Here is a 21,188-nt window from a genome sequence, read left to right as displayed (position 1 = left end):
GAAAATGATGTCACCTAGAGAGTATCGAGCTCTTAAAGTGGCGAGTTAAGCTGTCCGTTTTGGTGGGGGCAACTACAGCTTGAAGTCACACCGCTAAAAAGGAATGACAAAGGCGTGTTGGCCTAAATCACAAGTTTGCGGAGACCAGCTTCAGCACGTTCTAGGATAAAAGCTACTTCGAGGTTCAATTCTTCTATTTGTCTTCGGATAATGTCGAGCAATACAACTGGCTAGAGATCCTCATCGTTCAAGTGACAAAACCCAGCGTATCACTTGACTTCAAATCAAAGAAGAAGTTGATGAATTGAAGAACTATCACTATCATTTTTGCCATTCTTCATAATATTTTCAATTGGTTAGAAGACGATTAGAGAATGAGAAATGTTGTTAGTGACGATAAAATCAGTGATTTTCGAGACTTAGTTAACTCAAACTCTAGCTTTGTGTATCAAATATACAAAGATAAAGGTGGTAAGAATCTTTTTAACCTCGTTTGCTCTGCTATGGATTGGATCTCTGTCTCTGTTCGCCACTTAGAAAATGCGCCTGAGTTTGACAAGAACATAGACAGTAGATGTATGCAGGTCTATTCTCTGATCTCTTCAATAGACCTTATTTTCGAGTCGATAAAACAACTCCATCGAGTGTTTATAACTGATAAGAAAGATCCGTTTTATGGTGAAAAGAAATGTTTCAAAGATCGCCTCTTCGCTAATGAAGATGATAATAATTATTTTAAAACTATCAGGGCGTGTTTCGGTGCTCACCCCGTAAACCTTAATCAAGAAAACTCAAAGCGTTTCGCAAGTTGGCCATTTCAAAGTCATTTCAACAATGGCGATTTGAGTGTTCATTTGTACAGTCGAGATGTGGGTAAAGAAGACCTAACGTTAAACCTCAATATCAATGAGCTGCTGGAATTTCTCAGAATTCGATATGAGTATCTTGATGTTATTGCTGATAGGATTGAAACGCTGTTTGTTGAGTATCAACACAAAATTTCAAAAGAAAAAATTGAGACTAAATCAGATCCTTTAGAACAACTATATGTTCTTCGTACTGAGTCAGAAAAACGATTAGATAACGATTACTATAACGGGGAGATTGACGACCTGATTATGATTTTTGAAGCGGAAGTAACTGATGCTGACCTTGTACCATTGGCTAATAAGTATAAAGAATCCCTCCTACCTCTGATTGAAGAGATTAAGACGAATCTTCAAGAAATGAACATCGTTGACCTAGCAAACGATATTGAGCTGAGAATAAGATCTGAACTTGATAAAGAGTTACGTTATGAACTTGGTAAGTTCTACACTTGGGTTCACGGTGGCAGGTATGATCCGCTACTTGAATACTATTTTGAAAGGTTTAACGCTTCTACTGACGGTAAGTTCAAGTTCACCAAAACTGATGACATCAAACTTACGTTTCTTAAAGCAAAGCTCATGCTAACTGAATAGTGTGAACAAATTTGCTCAGCTTTTTTCTTTTGTTGTTCATTACTTTTTGTATATCAAAGTGACCTCAACATCACTGTTTGAACTTAGGGGTGTAACTAATAAAGGGGCAAAAATAAGATAGCTATTTTGGCGGTACCGCCACTAGGCTGTGATTTATTGGCGATCAAGCAGCATAACGCCGGCAGTTGCCGGCGTTATGACTATTCGATTTCCTGACGTAGATACTGGAACAGTTCTCGCGCAGATTTTGACTCTGGGGTCTTTTCTAACTCTTTCTTGGCCTGACGCACCAGCTGTCTGAGTTTCTGTCTGTCCAGATGTGGTTGTTCATCCAGTAGTTGCTGAATGGCCTCATCACCTTCTGCCAGCAGTTTATCGCGCAGTTTTTCAGTAATTTGATCCTGTGCGGCAACTTGGTTGGAACGGTTCGTTACTTTATCCAACGCCTGTTTGACGGCGTCCAGGTCAACATCGCGCATCAGTCGGCCAATATATTGCACTTGCCGCCGATAGGAATCGGTATTGACCTTAATGCGTTTGGCTAATGCCAGTGCATCCAGCATAGTCTCATCCAGCGGTATACGTTCTAACTGACCTTTGCTCAATCCCAGGAGCTGCTTTCCCAGCTCCTGCGCCGCGGTACTTTCCCGCTTGAGGGCGGATTTACTGACGTAATTCTCATCATCGTCATAGGGCTGTTTCATTTTTTCGGAGTCATCGACGATTTTCATGGCACTTAACATCTCTATTTGGCTACTGCTGCTAATTGTAACATTGTCGCTGAGGCGCGTCTTGTGGTGGATTTTTACCGTTTGATTGCCAGTTTGCGCTGCGAATATCAGCAGTGTTTGTTATGCTAGGCAACATGTCTTCAAAGAAGAGTATTGTTGTGTCTGCAAATTTTATTGATGGTGAACTGCAGTCCCTGAAAGATGCAGTCGCTATGGCGCTGGAGTTTGCCCAAGGGTTGGGCGTGAACGCTGCTGAGGTAGCAATCAGTAAACAACAGGGATTGAGTGTTTCCTCGCGGTTGCAGGAAGTGGAGACCGTCGAATTTAATAAAGACGGCGCCCTCGGTATTACCGTGTATCGCGACGGTTGCAAGGGCAACTCTTCGACTTCGGATTTATCCGCCGAAGCGATTCGCGAAGCGGTAAAAGCCGCAGACAGCATTGCCCGTTATACCAGCGAAGATCCCGCCTCTGGCTTGGCAGAAAAAGCGCTGATGGCGACCGAGTTTCCGGATTTGCAGTTGTATCATCCGCGACATACGACTCCGGAAGAACTGGCACAATTAGCGATTGCTGCCGAAGCCGCTGCGCTCGGTCGCGACAAGCGCATTACTAATTCCGACGGTGCTTCGGCTAACGCCCACAATAGCGTGCGGGTTTATGGCAACAGCCATGGCTTTTTGCACGGGTATTGCAGCAGTCGCTACAGCCTCAGTTGTGTTGTGATTGGCAGTGATGATAACGGCGATATGCAGCGTGATTACGATTACACGGTAGCGCGTCAGTTTGACGATATGCTGGCGGCCGATTTAGTGGGTGTCAGTGCTGCCAACAAGACCCTAAGTCGCCTGGGGGGCCGCAAAATCGCCACGGGAAATCTGCCCGTGCTGTTTGCCGCCGATGTCGCTACTGGTTTGATGGGGCACTTGGTCAGCGCTATCAGTGGCTCGACACTTTACCGTAAATCCAGTTTTCTGTTGGATGCCTTGGGCCAGCCGATTTTTCCCGAATGGCTGGCAATTCAGGAACAGCCCAAATTACAAGGTGGCTTTGCCAGCGCCAACTATGACAGTGAAGGGGTCGCGACTCGCGATCGTTTCATTGTTGAACAGGGCGTGTTGCAGAGTTATCTCCTGACCAGTTACTCGGCTCGCAAGCTAGGTATGGAGAATACCGGTCATGCCGGTGGTATCTATAACTGGACCGTGAGTGATAGTGGTAAGAGTTTTCAGGAGCTGATCAGCACTATGGATAAAGGGTTGATCGTCACTGAGGTGATGGGGCAGGGTGTGAACACGGTAACCGGGGATTATTCTCGCGGTGCTGCCGGTTTCTATGTGGAAAAGGGTGAAATCTGTTACCCGGTTGAAGAGATCACCATTGCGGGCAATTTGCGGGATATGTACCGCAACATTCAGGCAGTTTCTAGCGATCGCGAAATGCGCTCGTCAATTCGTACTGGGGCTATCCTGCTCGACAGTATGAAGATTGCCGGTAGTTAATACTTGAATGTGAAGGAAAAGGCGCCGATTGGCGCCCTTTTTAGTAGGGGTCTAACTGCTGCGCTCTTGGCAACAACTGCCGGGTATAGTGTTCCTGAACCAGGCTAAACGGCGTGTTATCACTGCGGTAAATCACCGCTTGATGTTCCAGCACAAATACGGGCAATGCCCCTTCATCCGGCCATAAAGGGTTATTGCTCAAACTACGGCGGAAAAAGCCCGCATCCCTGGCAATGCTTCCCAGCGGTTTGTTGTGCTCAGCGAGCGTTTTCGTCATTGCTGGCGTCATCAAATCGGTGCGATACCAATGATCAAATACGGCGATGACCTTACCGCCACAAATAAAGCGTTGTTTCAGGTAATTGACGGGGGTTGATGGCGAAATTTTAAGCGTATCATAGACATCCGCAGGTGCCTGACGTTGGCGTTTATCTTCCTGTTCAACCGTTAATTCTGCAGTGTCCGCCAGTTGCCTGTGGCACCAATGTCCAAGTGTGGCGGGGGCGTTTTTAGTATGCACTAAGCGCTGATTCAGTTGGGTCAGCATTTCTGCTGCGGTCATCAATGGGGGAATGCTGACCGGAACCGCATGGGCTGGCAGCCACCAACATGCGGTGAGGGGACACAAGCACAACAAACTGCAGCGTAGTAATCCTTTAATGCCAACGGCCATCAATTATGAACCTTTAATCGAAAGTAATTATTGAGTTCGTTTCTTGCAGCTTTGCAGAAAAACCCAGCGATCTCTGTTGGATCGTTTAATCTGTTTGTCCAATTTAAAACAAGCGGCGAGAGAAATACAGTCCGGAATGTGCCATCAGAATGAATATTTTTAACAACCATTTAGTCGCCGACGGGTAATAAGGTCGCGATTGTTCCAAAATGACGCGTTGCAGTTTGTCCGGTAAACTGCTGGTGTTTTAGGAAAAATTGGGTATTATTTGCGCGATTTTGAACAATCGGCTGTTAGCTAGGTCCAATGGGTGACAGTAAGCAATAGGAGCCAATATGGCAAAAGATGTACAAATGCTGCCGGCACATGATGTAGGCCGCGGCGAAATCAAAGACAATGCGCTGAAGGCATTGGTGACCAGTCAACTGTTTCGCTGCCGGACGGAAAAAGCCAAAAAAGGCAAAGGCGCATTTCAACGCAAACAACGCAACCAGAAGGGGCAAGCTTACAAGGGCTATGCCCCTTCTGATTTTTATGGGCGGCTTAACTAACGGCCACTATCAATTTTTATCATAAAAAAAGCGCACCCTGAGGCACGCTTCCTTCTAACGCTATCGTTTATTCGGCTTCTGTTTCATCTGGCATATCAACCAGCTCGGCCCACAGATCATGTTCATCAGAGTGCGTGATTACTGCCCGTACCAAGTTCCCCGGTTGCAGCTCGGTTTCATCATTAATAAACACCATGCCGTCGATTTCGGGGGCATCTGCATAACAGCGGCCAATGGCACCTTCTTCATCGACATCGTCGATCAGAATGTCCAGCTCACGGCCCACCAGGCGCGCCAGCCGTTCTGCACTGATTTCCGCCTGTACTTCCATAAAGCGGGCATAGCGGTCTTCTTTCACATCTTCGCTGATTAATTCTTCACCCAAATTGTTGGCAGCAGCGCCTTCCACTTCTGAGTATTTGAAGCAGCCAACACGATCCAATCGGGCTTCTCTAAGGAAATCCAGCAGCATCTGGAAATCTTCTTCAGTTTCGCCGGGAAAGCCCACGATAAAGGTAGAACGGATCACCAGATCTGGACAGATCTCGCGCCACTTACGGATGGCCTCTAACTGACGGTCAATGCGCCCCGGGCGTTTCATCAGTTTGAGAATGCGTGGGCTGGCATGTTGCAGCGGCAGATCCAGATAAGGCAGGATTAAGCCCTGTGCCATCAGCGGGATCAGCTCATCTACCCAAGGATAAGGGTAAACATAATGCAGGCGGATCCAGACCCCCATATGACCAAGCTGCTTTGCCAGCTCGGTGATGTTCTGTTTAACCGGCATGCCGTTCCAGAACCCGGTGCGCCCGGCTTTATCTTTGCCATAAGCGGAGGTGTCCTGACTCACCACCAGGATCTCCTGGACGCCGCTTTCTACCAGGCGTTTGGCTTCGTCCAGCACACTGCCGATATCGCGACTGTCGAGGTCGCCACGCAGTGAAGGAATGATGCAGAAAGTACAGCGGTTATCGCAGCCTTCGGAAATTTTCAGATAGGCGTAATGCTTGGGGGTCAGTTTGACGCCGGTCTGTGGGATCAGCGAGGTAAACGGATTATGGTCTGGCTTCGGCACGTATTTATGCACATGATTCAGAACCGCTTCATAGCTATGTGGGCCGGTAATTTCCAGCACATCAGGATGGACTTCGCGGATCTGATTTTCTTTGGCACCGAGGCAACCAGTTACTAATACTTTGCCGTTTTCTTCCAGTGCTTCGCGGATCGCATCCAGCGACTCTTCCACCGCCGCATCAATAAAGCCACAGGTGTTCACAATCACCAAATCGGCATCATCGTAGGTATTGGTGACTTCATAACCATCAATGCGCAGTTGGGTCAGAATGCGTTCTGAGTCCACCAGGTTCTTGGGACAACCCAGACTGACAAAACCAATACGATTACCGCCAGCGGTAGCGTCAGACTCCACGGTGGTCTGCGCCAGTGTCTTGGCCGGTGTTTCCAGTGTGGTGGTCTGTTTGGGGTCAAAAGTTTCTACAGGATTTTTCAAGATTGGCATTCCGCTGTGCTGTTAAAACGCCGCCGGGTGTGCCCCGGCGAAGAAGGCGGCGATTATACCGCAGCCAGCTAAAAGGTACAGATCAGTTGATTAAAAAACACCCTGAAGCGCAGCTGAATGAGTCGTTGATTGCACTTGCCAAATATCACCGCTTTGCTAGCGTAGACACCGGATTTACAACCAAAGGAACACTCTGATGAACAAGGCGATGTTACCGGGATTGGCATTAGCATTGGTGTTGCCAATGCTGAGTCTGGCAGATGATGTCGGAGCCCAAGAGCGGCCGTTATTGGAAACGGTAGGCGTGAGTCAGATTGAAGTTGAGCCGGATCTAGCGGATGTCACGGTGGAGGTGGTTATTAAGGCGGAACAAGCCACCGACGCTAAACAGCAGGCGGATAAAGCGGTTGCGGCATTTATCGGACGATTGCAGCAGGCAGGGGTCAGCAAAGATAAAATCAGCAGTGCCAATCTCAACTTGCAGCCGCAATATGTCTATCCGGAGCGCGGCGGTGACGCAAAGTTGTCGGGCTATCGCGCCAGTCGCTCTGTGACCTTAGAAGTCCCGATTGAGCAGCTGAATCCGGTGCTGGATAACGCGCTGCAGGAAGGGATTAACAGCGTGCGACAGATCAGTCTGAAATCCAGTCAGGAAAAAACCATGCGCCTGCAAGCGCGAGCGGCGGCGATAAGTGATGCTAAACATAAGGCGGAGGCGCTGGCGACCGGATTCGGTGCCAAACTCGATGGTATCTGGTCGATTCGCTATTTTGATCAGACGCCAATGCCGGTGCTCAGTGTCAGTCGCAAAGCCATGATGGACAGCGCTGAAAATCAAAGTTACCAGTATGGCAAAGTGACTTTCAGCGATCGGGTTGAGGTCAGTTATAAGCTGAAGGATTAATCATCAGTGGGGGCTGCGGGGGTTGGCAGTAGCCGTTGGTAAAAGGCCAGATCCAGCCAACGCCCGAATTTAAAGGCAACCTGCGGTAAGGTTCCCGAGTGACTGAATCCTAGTTTTTGGTGCAGAGCGATGCTGGCAGTATTGGCGGCATCTATGGCACCGACCATCACATGCAGTTGTTGTTCTGTCGCCAGTGCAATTAAACGCTGCATCAGTGCGGTAGCAATTCCTTTGCCGTAGTGTTCAGGTGCAACGTACACGGAATGTTCGACAGAGTATTTGTTAGCGGGATAACCCCGAAACGGTCCGTAGCTAGCAAAGCCCAACAGTTCACCGGCGTCATCAACCGCTGCAATCACCGGCCAATGGCCACTCTCTTTGGCGGCAAACCACTGCGCAATGCGTTGATTGTCTCGTGGATGGTATTCGTAGAGGGCCGTGGTGTTGGCGATGGCAAAATTAAAAATCTGCTGAACTGCACTGCCATGTTGGGCATAGTTGCAGTGAATGAGTTGCATAGCGGTCTCCGATGGGACTGTGCCCAGTGTGGCTGCTATTATGCCACAGCTAAGCAGTGTCGAAACCAGGGAAAACGTCTATTTAGCTAGGACTTAACACTTTGTTGCGTCCCTGGCGTTTGGCTTCCAGCAGTAACCTGTCGGCGGTTTCAAATGCGGAGGTAATGGTGTCTTCACTGCCGATTTCCGTCACGCCGAAGCTGCCGGTGATGGGAGCGTGCAAGCCATTTATCTGTATCTGTGGTAATGAGGTTCTTAAGCGTTCAGCGGTGGCGATCGCATCGTTGATATCGCTGCCAGGCAATAGCAACAAAAACTCATCACCGCCAAATCGCCCTAACATATCAGCCTGACGTAACTGCGATGCCACTAAATTTGCCAGCGAAATTAACGCAATATCGCCAATGGAATGACCAAATCGGTCATTAATTTGTTTGAAATGGTCAATATCAAATACCACCAGTGAGATGGGGTGTCGGTAATAGCGCGCACGTTGGATCTCTAATTCCGCCTGGGGAAAGAAATGCTGCCTGGAATAGGCTTGCGTCAGAACATCTTTACGGGTGAGTTCCCGCAATCGGTTGTTGCTGGAGGCCAGCACGGGGATCAGTAAGCCAAAATAGCTACTGGCGGCGAGGACACTGATGGAAAATTGAAAAATGAGCGCGTCTTCACCCAGTGCGAGATATTTCATCATTACCGCGGTTAAGCAGCTCATCAACGCAATACTTATTCCACTACGAAATGGTGTTTCCGTGTAAACAATCCACATCTGCGGAATACTCAGGAAAAAAATGGCAAATGCCATTTCCTTTATGTGAAATGCCGCGGTGAGCATCATTACTACCACAATCAGCACCGCCGCACTCAAGAGTTTCAGCACAAATTCCCAAACTGAGCCCGGAGTTTGTCGTAACCCAAGCTCACTCACCCAACCGCCACAACGAGGGTATACTCTGCGTAAGATGCCGAGCATCAGTGGCGTGAGTACGATAATGCCTAACAGATCTCCCACCCATAGCGGCAACCACAACTGGTGACTTTCAGGCGAGTTTTGTACTACGCCACTTATCATTAACGCTGTCTGAGTGAGATAGCTGGCCAACAATGCCGATGCGGGTCCAATGAGCGTAAATGCCAGCAATAACGAGGGCAGCTGATGGTGATCCCGATGGCTGATTAACCACTTAAGCAGGCTGGCACCTAGGGTATAGGCCGAGATATGTGCCAGCGCAAACAGGGCGCTGGTTTCTAATAACTGATGGACTGGCAAATGGGTGGCATAATTTGCATCCTCCCAAAAAGTCACGGCGATGCAGCAAAAGGCAATGGCGGGAATCGCCCGAATGCCCAGCAATAAAATCGCTGAAAATGTCACCCCCGCAGGCGGAAACCAGATGCTGGCGTGGGGCTCATATTCCATCAAGGATGACACCTGCCAGAGCAACAGCCACATAAGGATCAGTAACAGATCGCTCAACACTGGCCAACGTACCAATGTGGTATATATCCAGACCTTTCCTGGTGGCGGCTCGAACTCCATATTTTGTGAAGGAGGTTGCTGCAAGTCTATACTCTGAGGGCCTTGAGGTCGGGCTTTGGCGGCCAGACGCTGGAACTTAGATACAGAGTGCCGGTTTTATCGGCTGATAACAAGATTGTTACCTTTAAATTCGTTCACTTCCGTTATCAGCACTGGCAGCGTTTGCTATTGCAGCTGTCATAAGGTGCTAACCGTGATTGAACACGCCGTCATTAAGTCGTTGAATTGCACTACTGTTTAGTGACAACCGCTAGGGGGAATAATTCGTGGATTTGGATATTTATCAGGTAGATGCCTTTACGCTTCAGCCCTTCAAAGGCAATCCGGCTGCAGTATGTATTACCCAAGCCCCTCTGGATGTATCGCTGATGCAGTCAGTGGCCAATGAAATGGCGTTATCGGAAACGGCTTTTCTCAGTCTGGATGACTGGCGTCTGCGTTGGTTTACTCCTGATACTGAAGTGGCTCTCTGCGGTCATGGGACTTTAGCCACCGCCCATGTTTTACGGCAGCAAGGGCTACTAACGCCGGGAACGAGCGTTGTGTTCCATACACTTTCCGGACCCCTTATCGTGACTGCAGAAAAATCGCAATTGACGATGGATTTTCCGCGGGCGACTTTGGATTATCAAGTGCCACTACCGCCAACGTTGTTGCAAGCCCTGTCGCTGAAACCTGCGGATGTGATTGCCAGCGCCGCATTTGGCCAGAAGCTGTTATTGGAACTTACCGAAGAAGCAACGGTGGTGGCTCTGACTCCTGATTTCACTGCCCTGAAAAATATCCCTGGAAGAGGGATTGTGGTGACAGCGATAGCGGGGCGTCGGCCCGAAGATTTTGTCAGTCGCTATTTTGCACCTTGGGTTGGGGTGAACGAAGATCCAGTAACCGGCTCTGCACACTGTGCGCTGGCAGTATATTGGGGCCAAAAATTAGGGCTTGAGACCATGACTGGTTATCAGGCTTCTGTTCGTGGCGGCGTAGTGCGGATGCAGCTGCAAGCGCATGGTCGGGTCACGTTAAGTGGCGATGCAGTGACGATATTGCAGGGAACCATGACGGTATAACCCATAAAAAAGGAACCCGTCTTGCGACGGGTTCCTCATAATGTCCGATCCGATTACCTTACTTTGAAGCGCTGCAATAACTGCTTCAGTTGCGTGGCTTCCTGCAATAGTTCTGCTGCGGAATTTTTGCAATCGCGGGCATTTTCACTGTTACGCTGCGTAACACCATCGACCTGATTCAATCCGGTAGTGGTTTCATTAATCCCCTGAACCTGCTCCTCAGACGCAATGGTAATACTGGCAACCAGTTCTGATACCTCGCCGGTGCTACGACGGATCTGTTCCAGAGCTTCGGCGGTGCGTCTGGAGATCTCAATACCGGATTGGGTGTTAGCGGAACTTTCATCAATCAATTTGGCGGCATCACTGGCCGCATCGGCACTGCGTTTGGCGAGTTGTCTGACTTCATCTGCCACCACGGCAAAGCCACGACCTGCGTCGCCCGCACGGGCTGCTTCAATGGCTGCGTTCAATGCCAACAAGTTGGTTTGAGAAGTAATTTCATCAATCGCGTTAATGATCTGGTGAATGCGTTCACCCGATGCATGGATGGCTTCCATCGCCGCCACCATTTCGCCCATGTGTTCGCTGCCTGTTTCGGCAGCGGTCGTTGACTCGCGGGAGATACGATTAGCTTTATCCGCATTGTCAGCATTAGCATTCGTCTGGCTGGAGATTTCAACCATCGCCGCCCCCATCTGTGTGATCGAGGAAGCTGATTGCATCGCACCATCTGACAACACTTCGCTAAGATGCGACACTTGGGACGAGCTGCTACCAATGCTGTCGGCACTACGCTGGATTTGACTGACCAGTTGACTCAGGTGGCTAACCATCTCCCGCAGCGCTAATCCGAGCTGATCACGTTCAGACGCCAGCGCTACATCAACGGTGAGGTCGCCTTCGCTGATCTGCTTCGCCAGCATCGCACGTTGTAACAGGCTGGTGCACATCTGGTTGAGTGCGCTGGAAAGCTGACCAACTTCATCGGCAGATTTATGCTCCATTTTCTGCGAAAAATCCCCGTCCTTGATGGTCAGTGCCAAATCGACGGCGCGGCGAATAGGTCGGGCAATATTGCCAGCGGCAACCCATAAGGCGGCCAGTGCCAGCAATGTCACCACGATGCCAACCACAAATTGCCAAGTAGTAGTGCTTTTACTGTTGGCACTGAGTTCATCATTCAGAGCTAAAGCTTCGGCAAGGACCTGAGCTTTTGGCACTGAGATCATTACTGCCCAGGGTTTGCCAGTGTTACCCATGACGATCGGCGCAAGTACACTCATATTTTCACTATCGCTCCAGACCCGAGATTCACCCTGTTGTACTTGTTTTATCAATGAATCTGCCTGATCAGACGACATTATCTTTGACAGTGGCTGGCCGATATCCTGCGCATGGCTGCTGCTGGCGACCAAGAGTCCCTGATAGCTGATAATGGAGACCTTGCCACTGCCGCTATAGAGTTCCTGTTGCAGTTTATTAGTGAGTGTTTGCACGAACGTCAGGTCATAATCGACCCCGACGACGCCATAGAATTTACCGTTAGATACGATAGGGGACGAGATAGTGGCCAGCCAGACTTGTTTGCCCTGAACAATATATGGGATCGGATCGAGGACATTCTGCTGTAAGGTTGAACGGGGGGTACTGTACCAGCCCCCTTTTAACACGCCGTTTGGATGGCGGCTGTCAGTGTCATATTCAACCAACGGTTGCACGGCAATATTACCTTGTGCGTTGCGGGTCCAATAAGGTGTAAACCTGCCGGTTTGCGGATTGTTGCCATCTTCGCTACCGATGAAATCGCTATCACGCCCATCCAGTCCGTTGGGTTCCCAACAGCTATATGTGCCATTTAAATTTTTATTTTTGGTGAGCACATTGCGCAGTATCTCATTAACACTGCGACGGCTGAGTTGTACTGCGCCGGAATTGGCATGCACCAGTTCAAAACTGCTGGCAAGTGTCCCAGAAATATCGAGTGCATGTTCAAATTCAGTGGCGATGGTGTCCGTTCACCTGCCAGTGTTTGCAGGCTCTCACTGGCTTGCTTTTCGACCAACGGGCTAACCCGAGCGGAGACCAAAGACTCGGTATTCTTGGCGGAGAACAGCGCATAACCGATTAGTACGATAGCGGAACCCAAAAGGCATATCCCTGCCACAGTTGCAATTTTTCCCTGGATGGAAGCAATTTTCATCTAGTTGTACCTTTGGGATTGGATTTGGAAAGTTACCGCGGCTGCGGCAACCTAAAGTGTGATTGATGTTTGGCAATTTGCCAGATTATTTATTGAGTTAACTGCTTATGAGCATTTGCAGATAAGTTGCCTTGGCAATGATTGAAACCTTTTTGCAGATAAAGCAGTTTTATGCCCAGCAGTTGCCATTATTGCTTAGAGCCGCCGCGTACATTTGGTATAGTGCCGTTATCGGTTTTTGAACGGGATTTACCTATGATTGCCGCTTTTGATGTCGATGCTCAACGCACCTTTACGCCTTTATGTCCTAATGAGTTACCTGTCGTTGGTGGCGATGAAATAGCTGCGGAACTCAATGCCCAGGCAAAACTCGCGCAGTTAAGGGTCGCGTCCAAAGATGCCCATTGCGCTGCGGCGAAATGGGTAGTTGCCAGTCATGAGCAAATGTTGCAGCCGCTGGATTATCCAGATGCTGATCTGACTTGGGTGCGCCACGCTGAGCCCGGTACTGAAGGGTTTGAATTGATCCCAGGATTACCTGCGCCAGCCGAGTACGATTTCCTGGTGTACAAAGGCGTCGAAACGGCCATGCATCCTTATGGTGCTTGTTATCATGATCTGGCCGGGCGTATTTCAACTGGCGTTATTGAATGGTTGAAATGCCAAACCGTCGACACCGTTATCGTTGGTGGTCTGGCCTTAGATTTCTGTGTCAAAACCACAGCATTACAGCTGGCGGCGGCCGGTTTTAAGGTCTATTTGAATCTGGCCGCTTGTCGGGCGATTAGCGCGCAGGGTGCTGATGCCGCCTGCGAGGAAATGCGACAGGCCGGTATTATTCTGGTGAAAGACAGTCAGGTGTTGGCTGCCACACTCAATGGGAGCCATTGATTATGTTTGGAGAACCGGCGATTCAGAGTTTGCTGGATACCGACTTTTATAAACTGACGATGCAACAGGCATATCTGCATCAGCAACCTGCCACCCAATCTCGCTGGACCTTTCGCTGCCGCAGTAATGAAGATCTCAGTGCCTATGTGAAGCCACTGCAAGAAGCCTTTGAACAGCTCGTTGATTGCAGTGCCTCTGAAGAACAGTTGGCGCATCTGCGCAAATATCCCTTTCTGAAGGCTGACTATCTGGAGTTTTTGCGGTTATATCGTTTCAATCCCAAATTCCTTAAGGTTAGTGCTATCGATGGCCAACTGGTGATTGAGGCTCACGGGCCGCTGATGCATGTATCGCCGATGGAGATCCCGGTATTAGCATTGGTATCGGAAATCCGTAACCGCACCCGTTATCCGGAAGTTGATTGTGAAGCCATTGCCGCCGCTACCAGCCAAAAAATCGCGATGCTGGAACGGCTCGGCGATGAGGTAGATCTCAGTGATTTCCTGTTTACTGATTTTGGGACTCGCCGACGTTTTAGTTTTAGGGCGCAGAAACAGATCCTCACCCAGTTACAACAGCAGTTACCTGACAACTTTGCGGGGACTTCCAATCCACATTTGGCGCTGGAATTGAACCTGCGATGTCAGGGCACCATGGCGCATGAATGGCTGCAGAGTCACCAGGCAATGAATTATCGGCTGGTGGATAGTCAGAAGATGGCATTGGAAAACTGGGTCAAGGAATATCGTGGCGATCTGGGTGTAGCGCTTACTGACGTGATTGGCGTAGATGCGTTCTGTCGCGATCTCGACCGTTATCTGGCCAAACTTTACGACGGCTTCCGTCACGATAGTGGCGATCCGATCATTTGGGGCGAAAAAATTATTAAGCGCTTGGAAGAACTGGATGTGGATCCGCAATACAAGCGATTGGTATTTTCGGATGCCCTGGACTTTGAGCGCGCAGTGAAAATTTACCGGCATTTCCGCGGCCGTATTAATACCTCGTTTGGGATCGGCACTTGGTTGATGGGCGACATGTTTGTCAACGAGCCAATTAATATCGTGATGAAACTGACCCAACTGAACGGCCAACCGGTGGCGAAAATCTCTGACACGCCCGGTAAGACCATGTGTGATGACGAAAATTTCCTGCGTTATTTGATGCAGGTATTTAAGGTGGATGAACACGCGCAAGCCAAAGTGCTGGCACAGTTTTTTGAACGGGATAAATTGATAGACGACCGCGATCCTGTCTACACCGAAGGCAAGAGTACCTGATAATGTAAGAAGCCCGCTAATGCGGGCTTCTTTAATAGCGTGGCGGCATTACTTGATAAAGGCGAAGGCATCACCGTAAAGATGTTCTTCTTCAACCCCCATGTCGCGGAACATTTCGCGCGCAGCCCCGACCATCGGAAAGCGACCAGCAATATAGATGTCGTAACCGATCAGACTGATAAAGTCCTCTTTAAGCTGTGCTAGCAATAGATTGGTCTTGCCTTGCCAGTCAGCGGGGGCCTGTTCAACCACTGGCACAAAATGCAACCACGGAAATTGCTGATGCCATTCACGGGCAATAGATTGGTAATACATGGCTTCAGGTGTACGACAACCCCAGTATAAGCTAGTCTCAATCTGCTGACCCAGGGCGATTTGCTGCTCTACAATGCTTTTGATATAAGAAAACCCGGTGCCACCGGCAATGAGCAAACGTGGTCTGTCACTCTGATGCCGCAGAAATGCGTCACCCGCCGGAGCTTCAATATCAATGGCTTCACTGCTTTTTAAGCGCTCGACCACCTGCATCGGATAGTTTTCAGTTACCGCTGCCCCAATGTGCAGTTCCAGAAGTTCACAGCCGGGAGCGGACGCAATCGAGAATGGACGTTTATCTGTTTCACCCATGACGATACTGAGGTATTGTCCTGCGGCAAACGCAAAGGGAAGTTCTGGACGCAACTGTACCTGATATACGGCGTCATTAAAGGGCGTCACTTTTTCAATTTTGCAGCGAATGCTGTTCATCGGCTTACCTTCATCTACCGGTCCAGGCCGGTGTGTCACAGTTACAACGTCGGGGTATCATCAATACCCAACTGTTCCCATATACGATCAATTTTTTGCTGTACTTCGGCATCCATCTTGATCGGCGTACCCCATTCTCGCTGGGTTTCCCCCGGCCATTTGTTGGTAGCATCTAAGCCCATCTTGGAACCTAACCCCGATACCGGAGAGGCAAAATCCAAGTAATCAATCGGGGTGTTGTCTACCAGCACGGTATCGCGGATCGGGTCCATCCGGGTGGTAATCGCCCAGCTCACATCCTTCCAGTCGCGACAGTTAACATCATCATCGACGACCACGATAAATTTGGTGTACATAAACTGCCGCAGGAAAGACCAGGCGCCCATCATTACCCGTTTGGCATGCCCCGGATATTGTTTGCGCATTGATATTACTGCCATGCGATAGGAACACCCTTCTGGTGGCAGGTAAAAATCGACGATTTCCGGATATTGTTTGCGCAGAATTGGCACAAACACTTCATTTAAGGCCAACCCTAACATGGCCGGTTCATCGGGTGGCCGGCCAGTATAGGTACTGTGGTAAATCGGGTCTCGGCGATGCGTAATGTGTGTGACGGTAAATACCGGGAACGTATCGGTCTCATTATAATAGCCGGTATGATCGCCGTAAGGGCCTTCTACCGCTGTTTCTGTCGGATCGATGTAACCTTCCAGAATGATCTCACTGGTGGCCGGAACCTCTAAATCACAGGTCAGTGCTTTCGCCACTTCAGTGCGCTCACCGCGTAACAGTCCGGCAAAGGCGTATTCACTCATGGTATCGGGAACGGGCGTTACCGCGCCAAGAATTGTAACCGGATCGGCACCGAGTGCCACAACGACCGGGTATTTCTCTCCAGGGAATTTTTCGGTGAAATCTTTAAAATCGAGCGCCCCACCACGATGTGATAGCCAGCGCATGATCAATTTGTTTTTGCCAAGTAATTGCTGCCGGTAAATCCCAATGTTTTGTCGCTTCTGCCGTGGACCTTTGGTAATGGTCAGTCCCCAAGTGACCAGTGGCGCGGCATCTCCTGGCCAGCAATGTTGGATTGGAAACTGGGTCAAATCTACCGCATCACCACTGATGACGACTTCCTGACACGGCGCTTTGCGCACTGATTTGGGGGGCATATTCAGCGCTTGTTTGAACAACGGCAGCTTGTCCAACGCATCGCGGAATCCTCGTGGTGGTTCAGGCTCTTTTAAAAAGCCAAGCAGTTCGCCCACTTCCCGTAATGCCATGGGATCATCTTTGCCAAGTGCCATGGCGACCCGTCGCGGAGTACCAAACAGGTTCAGTAATACCGGCATCGACTTACCGACAGGATTTTCAAATAACAGCGCCGGTCCACCTCGACGTAATACCCGGTCACCGATTTCTGTCATTTCAAGATGCGGATCAACGGGATGGCTGATACGTTTCAGCTCACCCTGACTTTCAAGGTGATCGAGAAAACTGCGTAAATCCTTAAAACTCATATGGAATTATGCCCGACGCTGAAAAAATGTGATGGCGCGCACTATAGCATTTTTATTAAGTTGGGGTAACTGCTGGCGCCGAAAAGTGGGCAACATTTGGTCTGCACCCGTGCATGGCTACTGCAGCAGGAGTAGCATATGATTAAATTAGCAATGCACTGTTGTAGGAGGTGGTATGTTGGCATTTCATACAAATAAACGCTGGTACATAGCGATGCTGTGTGCCGTGCTATTCAGTATTGTCAGTGTTCCGGCAACCTCAGCGCATGGTCGACCGATACATTACGGGCACACGCATCACGATCATTGGGGGTGGACGCTGGGGCTGACCGCCTTGTGGCTCACACCCTGGATCTTGGACAGTTATCGTGAGCAACAACCAGTTTATATTGCGCCACCACTGCAGCCAGTGCTAGCGCCAGCGCCGGTTGCTCAGCAGCCTTCTGCCGTCACAGTGCTGCCGCAATCGGTATCTACTGGCTATCGGATACAGGATAGCGGCGTGCAAACGCGTAGTGAATTGCCCGCTAATGCCAGAGTTATCCAGCAAGATGGCGGGACGCTATATCAGTGGCAGGGGCAACTTTATCGCTTCGAATGGAGTATTCAGCAGTATGTGCCGGTAGGTGTGGCGGATCACTAAAATGGTACCAGGATGTTCGAACCTCTGCCGCGTGTTGACGCCATTTGATGTGATCTGGGGCGAACCGTGGCTGTTTGGTAGCGGTATGGGTGATGTCGTACATCACCCACGCTAAGTTATTGTTGCAGATGGCGAATCGCCGCAGCGAGGGCAAAGCTGTAACCCTGTGCACCAAGACCGACAATGACTCCTTTCGCTTTATCTGACAGATAAGAGTGATGCCGAAAAGGTTCACGGGCATGAATGTTGGACAGATGGATTTCGATAAACGGTAAATCTACGCCTAATAGCGCATCACGTAGGGCAACACTGGTATGAGTAAAACCGCCGGGATTGATCACCACAAATGCCGCATCGGTTGCGTGGATCGCATCAATTAACTGAAATTCTGCATTGGATTGCAGATGTTCCAGCGTAAATCCGGCATCTGATGCTTGCTGCATCAGTTCAGTCACAATGTCGTTTAAGGTCTGATAGCCGTAGATTTCCGGTTCCCGTCTGCCCAATAAATTGAGATTCGGTCCGTTCAGCAGCAGTATTTTTGCTTTGTCTCTCATTGGTGATGTTCCTTGGCCTTAGCATTGGCGCCTGTGCTTGATTTGAGCAAATCCGGCGGCATTTGTCGACTCTCATTCCAGCGTTAGTTGCGGATCTTTTCCTGGCGCATACTTTTAACCGCACCACGTTTCTTTTTTGAATCTACCCGCCGGATCTGACTGGCTCTGGTAGCTTTGGTGGCAATGCGTCTTTTCTGTACTCGCGTTACACTCAACAGCAACTCACAAAATTGTGCTAATGCTTGTTGGCGATTGTCATCCTGACTGCGGCTCTGTTGGCATTTGATGATGATTTTACCACTGGGACTAATGCGGTGATCACTGAGTGCCAGCAGTTTGGTTTTATAGTCATCCGGTAACGATGACTCATGGATATCAAAGATCAACTGCGCCGCAGTGGAGACTTTGTTCACGTGTTGCCCACCGGCGCCGCTTGCCCGGATGAACTGCCACTCCAGTTCCTGCTCGGCAATTTGTAGGCGGTTAGAAATTGTAATCATGGGCACAGTTTGTGATAAAAACAGTGAGGAATAATCAGCGTGCCAGTCTATCACTAACCGCAGCATCTCGCAGGTCTTGAGCCGTGATGGCGGCTGCTATAACGCGGTTAACTTTATCTGCAGGAGCGCTTATGCTGTGTCAGATCCCAGAAATTGCCAAAGGCGTTATCAGTTTATTTGTCAGTGGGCGACTAACCGCCGTGGATTACCGTACTAAGCTGCAACCGGCAATTAAGAGTGCCCGTGATAATTGGGGGCAGGTGTGCCTGTATATTGAAGCGGATGTATTGCTGGAAGGCTGGGAAACCAAATCGTTGTCGGGAGTTGGCGAAGTGCAGTTACCGAACTTTGACGCACTGGTACTTGTCGGCGGGCCTGATTGGGTTGGTAATGCCGTACGTTTGCTCGGCCCCTTTGTATCCGGTGAGATTGCCTGGTATCCATTGGAGCGTAAAGCCGAGGCCGTTCAATGGATCCGCAAGCGCTTGCACCATTGATTAACACTGTGGAAATGCTGATGGGTCTGGTAAGCTAAAGCCAGGATAACTCTTCGATGCAAGGAACCCGAAATGTCTAAATTTACTGTTGTCACCCTGTCACTGGTCTTAGTTGGTTTTTTAGGTGCGTGTTCTCCAGAAGTGGGCAGTGAAGCCTGGTGCAAACAGATGAAAGAGAAGCCATCAGGCGATTGGTCTGCTAATGAAGCGAAAGATTACGCCAAGCATTGTGTCTTTAAATAAGCTGACGTTCGTGTCGCGTTAAGAGGGCTGTGATACTTGTAACAGCCCTTTTTTATTGTTGCCAAGATAATTGGCGATAACCTTTTATCAAACGTACCATCCCTTACTTAACTATCATTAACATTCAAATAAGCATGGATATAGTCAGTTGGTTCGACATTAATAACACCTTGGTAAATATCCCGATTGGCAGCGGCTATGCGATGTCGTGGATTGAAGCCATCGGGACAATATTCGGACTGTTATGTATCTGGTATGCCAGTCAGGAAAAAAATATTAATTACCTGTTCGGACTGATCAACGTCACTTTGTTTGCGGTGATATTTTTTCAAATTCAGTTGTACGGTCTGTTACTGCTGCAAGTGTTTTTCTTCTGTGCCAACGTTTATGGCTGGTACGCCTGGACCCACCCTGCGGGAAGTCAGGGTGAAGCGTTGCAGGTACGCTGGCTGGCACGCAATAAGCTGATGCTGACCTTGCTGTTAGTCATTGTGGCCGTCAGTTTATTAACGCTGTATATCGATGCGGTATTTTTCACACTGGCAAGCTGGTGCGTCGCGGCGCTGAATTTCCTAGGCTTGACCGTACAACTGCCAAGTTTGCAGCCGGATCCATTCCCTTTGTGGGATGCCATGGTGACCGTGTTGTCGGTTGTGGCGCAGTTACTGATGACGCGCAAATACGTTGAAAATTGGATTTTATGGGTGCTGATTAACGTTATCAGTGTGGGTATTTATGCCGCTCAGGGCGTATATGCTATGTCGATTGAATACACCATTCTGTTGTTTATTGCCGCCAATGGTACTCGGGCGTGGGTAAAGACAGCTAAATACAATGGCAGCCGCCATGCATTTGCTCAGGAAGGCGCTATATGACTGGACAACCGCACATCTTGTTGCAGCCAGGGCAGGTAAGTGAAAGGGTGATCCTTTGTGGCGATCCGGCGCGTGTGACGCGTATCGCTAGTCTGTTAGCAGACGCCAAACCGTTGGCGAGTAATCGCGAATTTACCAGTGTTAATGGTCAGTTTCAGGGGCTTCCTATCACAGTTTGCAGCACTGGCATCGGTGCGCCCTCAGCCATTATCGCGTTGGAAGAGTTGATTAAATGCGGTGGCAGGCAGTTTATTCGGGTGGGCTCTGCCGGTGCGTTGCAACCGCAAATTGCTTTAGGTGACTTAATTGTGGCAGAAGCGGCCGTGCGCGATGATGGTGGCTCCGCCAGTTATGCGCCTGTTGCCTATCCAGCGCTGGCGAATCGGTTATTGGTGAATGGCTTAAGTGATTATCTGCAACAATATCTGCAACGTCATCATCTGGGTATCGTGCGCTCCCATGACAGTTTTTATACAGATCAGGAATTGGCTATCTGCCGCCAGTGGCATCAGTTGGGAGTTTTAGCTGCAGATATGGAAACTGCCGCGCTATTCACGGTAGGACGTTTACGTGATGTCGCCGTGGCCTCAGTGCTGAATAATGTCGTGTTATACGGTGAACATGCGGCAGACGGCATAAATGACTATGTGGCGGCTGAAACAATCATGATGCAGGGTGAGCAGTTGGCCGCCCGTGCAGCATTGGCAGCGCTGTGCCAATAAATCATATTAGAAAATGCACTGGCAGCATGTGTTGCT

22 protein-coding genes are annotated in these 21,188 nt (G+C 49.4%); 12 read left to right on the top strand and 10 right to left on the bottom strand.

All coding sequences use genetic code 11. From position 1 onward, the window contains the following. Positions 1–374 precede the first annotated feature (374 nt). Positions 375–1,463, top strand: coding sequence for a hypothetical protein (locus PY479_RS07975; protein ID WP_275483439.1), 1,089 nt, complete (start codon positions 375–377; stop codon positions 1,461–1,463). Between the two features lie 200 nt (positions 1,464–1,663). Here the strand turns inward: PY479_RS07975 and yjgA are convergent, their stop codons facing one another. Continuing rightward, positions 1,664–2,194 (bottom strand): ribosome biogenesis factor YjgA, encoded by a 531-nt coding sequence (gene yjgA, locus PY479_RS07970; RefSeq protein ID WP_212594581.1) that lies wholly within the window; start codon positions 2,192–2,194, stop codon positions 1,664–1,666. A 158-nt stretch (positions 2,195–2,352) separates the two neighbouring features. Between yjgA and pmbA the strand changes: the two genes are divergently transcribed. Further along, the gene (gene pmbA, locus PY479_RS07965) at positions 2,353–3,696 is read left to right on the top strand and encodes a metalloprotease PmbA (RefSeq protein ID WP_275483438.1); all 1,344 of its coding nucleotides are present in this window, start codon (positions 2,353–2,355) and stop codon (positions 3,694–3,696) included. A gap of 40 nt (positions 3,697–3,736) precedes the next feature. On the opposite strand, the gene PY479_RS07960 is transcribed toward pmbA, so the two are convergent. Beyond that, a complete protein-coding gene (locus tag PY479_RS07960) occupies positions 3,737–4,369 on the bottom strand; it encodes a hypothetical protein (protein WP_212594579.1) in 633 nt (210 codons plus the stop codon). 335 nt (positions 4,370–4,704) lie between these two features. Here PY479_RS07960 and PY479_RS07955 point away from each other — a divergent pair, with 335 nt between their 5' ends. After that, on the top strand, positions 4,705–4,920 hold the full coding sequence (locus PY479_RS07955; protein WP_275483437.1) for a ribosome alternative rescue factor ArfA: 216 nt from the start codon (positions 4,705–4,707) through the stop codon (positions 4,918–4,920). Positions 4,921–4,987: 67 nt separating this feature from the next. Here the strand turns inward: PY479_RS07955 and rimO are convergent, their stop codons facing one another. Continuing rightward, a complete protein-coding gene (rimO, locus tag PY479_RS07950; protein WP_275483436.1) occupies positions 4,988–6,439 on the bottom strand; it encodes a 30S ribosomal protein S12 methylthiotransferase RimO in 1,452 nt (483 codons plus the stop codon). Positions 6,440–6,635: 196 nt separating this feature from the next. On the opposite strand from rimO, the gene PY479_RS07945 reads away from it, so the two are divergent. Beyond that, positions 6,636–7,343 carry an oxidative stress defense protein gene (locus tag PY479_RS07945; RefSeq protein WP_275483435.1) on the top strand — a complete coding sequence of 236 codons (708 nt, stop codon included), beginning with the start codon at positions 6,636–6,638 and terminating at the stop codon, positions 7,341–7,343. On the opposite strand, the gene PY479_RS07940 is transcribed toward PY479_RS07945, so the two are convergent. Together PY479_RS07940 and PY479_RS07935 are read right to left on the bottom strand one after the other, a co-directional pair. Continuing rightward, positions 7,340–7,861 (bottom strand): GNAT family N-acetyltransferase, encoded by a 522-nt coding sequence (locus tag PY479_RS07940; protein WP_275483434.1) that lies wholly within the window; start codon positions 7,859–7,861, stop codon positions 7,340–7,342. The two genes, PY479_RS07945 and PY479_RS07940, sit on opposite strands and share 4 nt — an antisense overlap. Before the next feature lie 82 nt (positions 7,862–7,943). Beyond that, on the bottom strand, positions 7,944–9,428 hold the full coding sequence (locus tag PY479_RS07935; protein WP_275483433.1) for a diguanylate cyclase: 1,485 nt from the start codon (positions 9,426–9,428) through the stop codon (positions 7,944–7,946). A gap of 242 nt (positions 9,429–9,670) precedes the next feature. Here PY479_RS07935 and PY479_RS07930 point away from each other — a divergent pair, with 242 nt between their 5' ends. After that, positions 9,671–10,471, top strand: coding sequence for a PhzF family phenazine biosynthesis protein (locus PY479_RS07930; RefSeq protein ID WP_212594573.1), 801 nt, complete (start codon positions 9,671–9,673; stop codon positions 10,469–10,471). Between the two features lie 53 nt (positions 10,472–10,524). Here the strand turns inward: PY479_RS07930 and PY479_RS07925 are convergent, their stop codons facing one another. After that, complete coding sequence (locus tag PY479_RS07925; RefSeq protein WP_275483432.1) at positions 10,525–12,417, bottom strand: methyl-accepting chemotaxis protein; 1,893 nt, start codon at positions 12,415–12,417, stop codon at positions 10,525–10,527. A 512-nt stretch (positions 12,418–12,929) separates the two neighbouring features. Between PY479_RS07925 and PY479_RS07920 the strand changes: the two genes are divergently transcribed. Both PY479_RS07920 and pncB read left to right on the top strand, forming a co-directional pair. Next, positions 12,930–13,565, top strand: a complete 636-nt coding sequence (locus PY479_RS07920; protein ID WP_275483431.1) for a nicotinamidase — start codon at positions 12,930–12,932, stop codon at positions 13,563–13,565. 2 nt (positions 13,566–13,567) lie between these two features. Beyond that, positions 13,568–14,845 carry a nicotinate phosphoribosyltransferase gene (gene pncB, locus PY479_RS07915; RefSeq protein WP_212594570.1) on the top strand — a complete coding sequence of 426 codons (1,278 nt, stop codon included), beginning with the start codon at positions 13,568–13,570 and terminating at the stop codon, positions 14,843–14,845. A 48-nt stretch (positions 14,846–14,893) separates the two neighbouring features. Here pncB and fre read toward each other — a convergent pair whose 3' ends face one another. Together fre and ubiD are read right to left on the bottom strand one after the other, a co-directional pair. After that, positions 14,894–15,592 (bottom strand): NAD(P)H-flavin reductase, encoded by a 699-nt coding sequence (gene fre, locus PY479_RS07910; protein ID WP_275483430.1) that lies wholly within the window; start codon positions 15,590–15,592, stop codon positions 14,894–14,896. Between the two features lie 41 nt (positions 15,593–15,633). Beyond that, complete coding sequence (gene ubiD / locus PY479_RS07905) at positions 15,634–17,115, bottom strand: 4-hydroxy-3-polyprenylbenzoate decarboxylase (RefSeq protein WP_275483429.1); 1,482 nt, start codon at positions 17,113–17,115, stop codon at positions 15,634–15,636. A 175-nt stretch (positions 17,116–17,290) separates the two neighbouring features. Here ubiD and PY479_RS07900 point away from each other — a divergent pair, with 175 nt between their 5' ends. Further along, positions 17,291–17,758, top strand: a complete 468-nt coding sequence (locus PY479_RS07900) for a hypothetical protein (RefSeq protein WP_275483428.1) — start codon at positions 17,291–17,293, stop codon at positions 17,756–17,758. A gap of 116 nt (positions 17,759–17,874) precedes the next feature. Here the strand turns inward: PY479_RS07900 and aroQ are convergent, their stop codons facing one another. Both aroQ and arfB read right to left on the bottom strand, forming a co-directional pair. After that, on the bottom strand, positions 17,875–18,315 hold the full coding sequence (aroQ, locus tag PY479_RS07895) for a type II 3-dehydroquinate dehydratase (protein ID WP_275483427.1): 441 nt from the start codon (positions 18,313–18,315) through the stop codon (positions 17,875–17,877). Positions 18,316–18,398: 83 nt separating this feature from the next. Continuing rightward, positions 18,399–18,815, bottom strand: a complete 417-nt coding sequence (arfB, locus tag PY479_RS07890) for an alternative ribosome rescue aminoacyl-tRNA hydrolase ArfB (RefSeq protein ID WP_212594565.1) — start codon at positions 18,813–18,815, stop codon at positions 18,399–18,401. Positions 18,816–18,946: 131 nt separating this feature from the next. On the opposite strand from arfB, the gene PY479_RS07885 reads away from it, so the two are divergent. The 4 genes from PY479_RS07885 to PY479_RS07870 all read left to right on the top strand — a co-directional run bounded on the left by PY479_RS07885 (position 18,947) and on the right by PY479_RS07870 (position 21,152). Continuing rightward, on the top strand, positions 18,947–19,312 hold the full coding sequence (locus tag PY479_RS07885; RefSeq protein WP_212594564.1) for an STAS/SEC14 domain-containing protein: 366 nt from the start codon (positions 18,947–18,949) through the stop codon (positions 19,310–19,312). Between the two features lie 72 nt (positions 19,313–19,384). Beyond that, a complete protein-coding gene (locus PY479_RS07880; RefSeq protein WP_212594563.1) occupies positions 19,385–19,555 on the top strand; it encodes a DUF3012 domain-containing protein in 171 nt (56 codons plus the stop codon). Positions 19,556–19,689: 134 nt separating this feature from the next. Next, positions 19,690–20,430, top strand: coding sequence for a nicotinamide riboside transporter PnuC (gene pnuC / locus PY479_RS07875; protein WP_275483426.1), 741 nt, complete (start codon positions 19,690–19,692; stop codon positions 20,428–20,430). Further along, positions 20,427–21,152 (top strand): nucleoside phosphorylase, encoded by a 726-nt coding sequence (locus PY479_RS07870; RefSeq protein WP_275483425.1) that lies wholly within the window; start codon positions 20,427–20,429, stop codon positions 21,150–21,152. The genes pnuC and PY479_RS07870 overlap by 4 nt, the downstream gene beginning before the upstream one ends. Positions 21,153–21,188: the final 36 nt, after the last annotated feature.

Source organism: Shewanella sp. A32, from assembly GCF_029167175.1.
Lineage (GTDB): Bacteria > Pseudomonadota > Gammaproteobacteria > Enterobacterales > Shewanellaceae > Shewanella > Shewanella yunxiaonensis.
Note: the sequence above shows the minus strand (reverse complement) of the source record. Positions and strands in the feature narration are given on the sequence as shown.

What these genes read in the sequence shown, in the direction of transcription:
- PY479_RS07975 (WP_275483439.1), top strand. Translation starts at nt 375, where the DNA reads ATGAGAAATGTTGTTAGTGACGATAAAATCAGTGATTTTCGAGACTTA.
- yjgA (WP_212594581.1), bottom strand. Translation starts at nt 2,194, where the DNA reads ATGAAAATCGTCGATGACTCCGAAAAAATGAAACAGCCCTATGACGAT.
- PY479_RS07960 (WP_212594579.1), bottom strand. Translation starts at nt 4,369, where the DNA reads ATGGCCGTTGGCATTAAAGGATTACTACGCTGCAGTTTGTTGTGCTTG.
- PY479_RS07955 (WP_275483437.1), top strand. Translation starts at nt 4,705, where the DNA reads ATGGCAAAAGATGTACAAATGCTGCCGGCACATGATGTAGGCCGCGGC.
- rimO (WP_275483436.1), bottom strand. Translation starts at nt 6,439, where the DNA reads ATGCCAATCTTGAAAAATCCTGTAGAAACTTTTGACCCCAAACAGACC.
- PY479_RS07945 (WP_275483435.1), top strand. Translation starts at nt 6,636, where the DNA reads ATGAACAAGGCGATGTTACCGGGATTGGCATTAGCATTGGTGTTGCCA.
- PY479_RS07940 (WP_275483434.1), bottom strand. Translation starts at nt 7,861, where the DNA reads ATGCAACTCATTCACTGCAACTATGCCCAACATGGCAGTGCAGTTCAG.
- PY479_RS07920 (WP_275483431.1), top strand. Translation starts at nt 12,930, where the DNA reads ATGATTGCCGCTTTTGATGTCGATGCTCAACGCACCTTTACGCCTTTA.
- pncB (WP_212594570.1), top strand. Translation starts at nt 13,568, where the DNA reads ATGTTTGGAGAACCGGCGATTCAGAGTTTGCTGGATACCGACTTTTAT.
- fre (WP_275483430.1), bottom strand. Translation starts at nt 15,592, where the DNA reads ATGAACAGCATTCGCTGCAAAATTGAAAAAGTGACGCCCTTTAATGAC.
- ubiD (WP_275483429.1), bottom strand. Translation starts at nt 17,115, where the DNA reads ATGAGTTTTAAGGATTTACGCAGTTTTCTCGATCACCTTGAAAGTCAG.
- PY479_RS07900 (WP_275483428.1), top strand. Translation starts at nt 17,291, where the DNA reads ATGTTGGCATTTCATACAAATAAACGCTGGTACATAGCGATGCTGTGT.
- aroQ (WP_275483427.1), bottom strand. Translation starts at nt 18,315, where the DNA reads ATGAGAGACAAAGCAAAAATACTGCTGCTGAACGGACCGAATCTCAAT.
- arfB (WP_212594565.1), bottom strand. Translation starts at nt 18,815, where the DNA reads ATGATTACAATTTCTAACCGCCTACAAATTGCCGAGCAGGAACTGGAG.
- PY479_RS07885 (WP_212594564.1), top strand. Translation starts at nt 18,947, where the DNA reads ATGCTGTGTCAGATCCCAGAAATTGCCAAAGGCGTTATCAGTTTATTT.
- PY479_RS07880 (WP_212594563.1), top strand. Translation starts at nt 19,385, where the DNA reads ATGTCTAAATTTACTGTTGTCACCCTGTCACTGGTCTTAGTTGGTTTT.
- pnuC (WP_275483426.1), top strand. Translation starts at nt 19,690, where the DNA reads ATGGATATAGTCAGTTGGTTCGACATTAATAACACCTTGGTAAATATC.
- PY479_RS07870 (WP_275483425.1), top strand. Translation starts at nt 20,427, where the DNA reads ATGACTGGACAACCGCACATCTTGTTGCAGCCAGGGCAGGTAAGTGAA.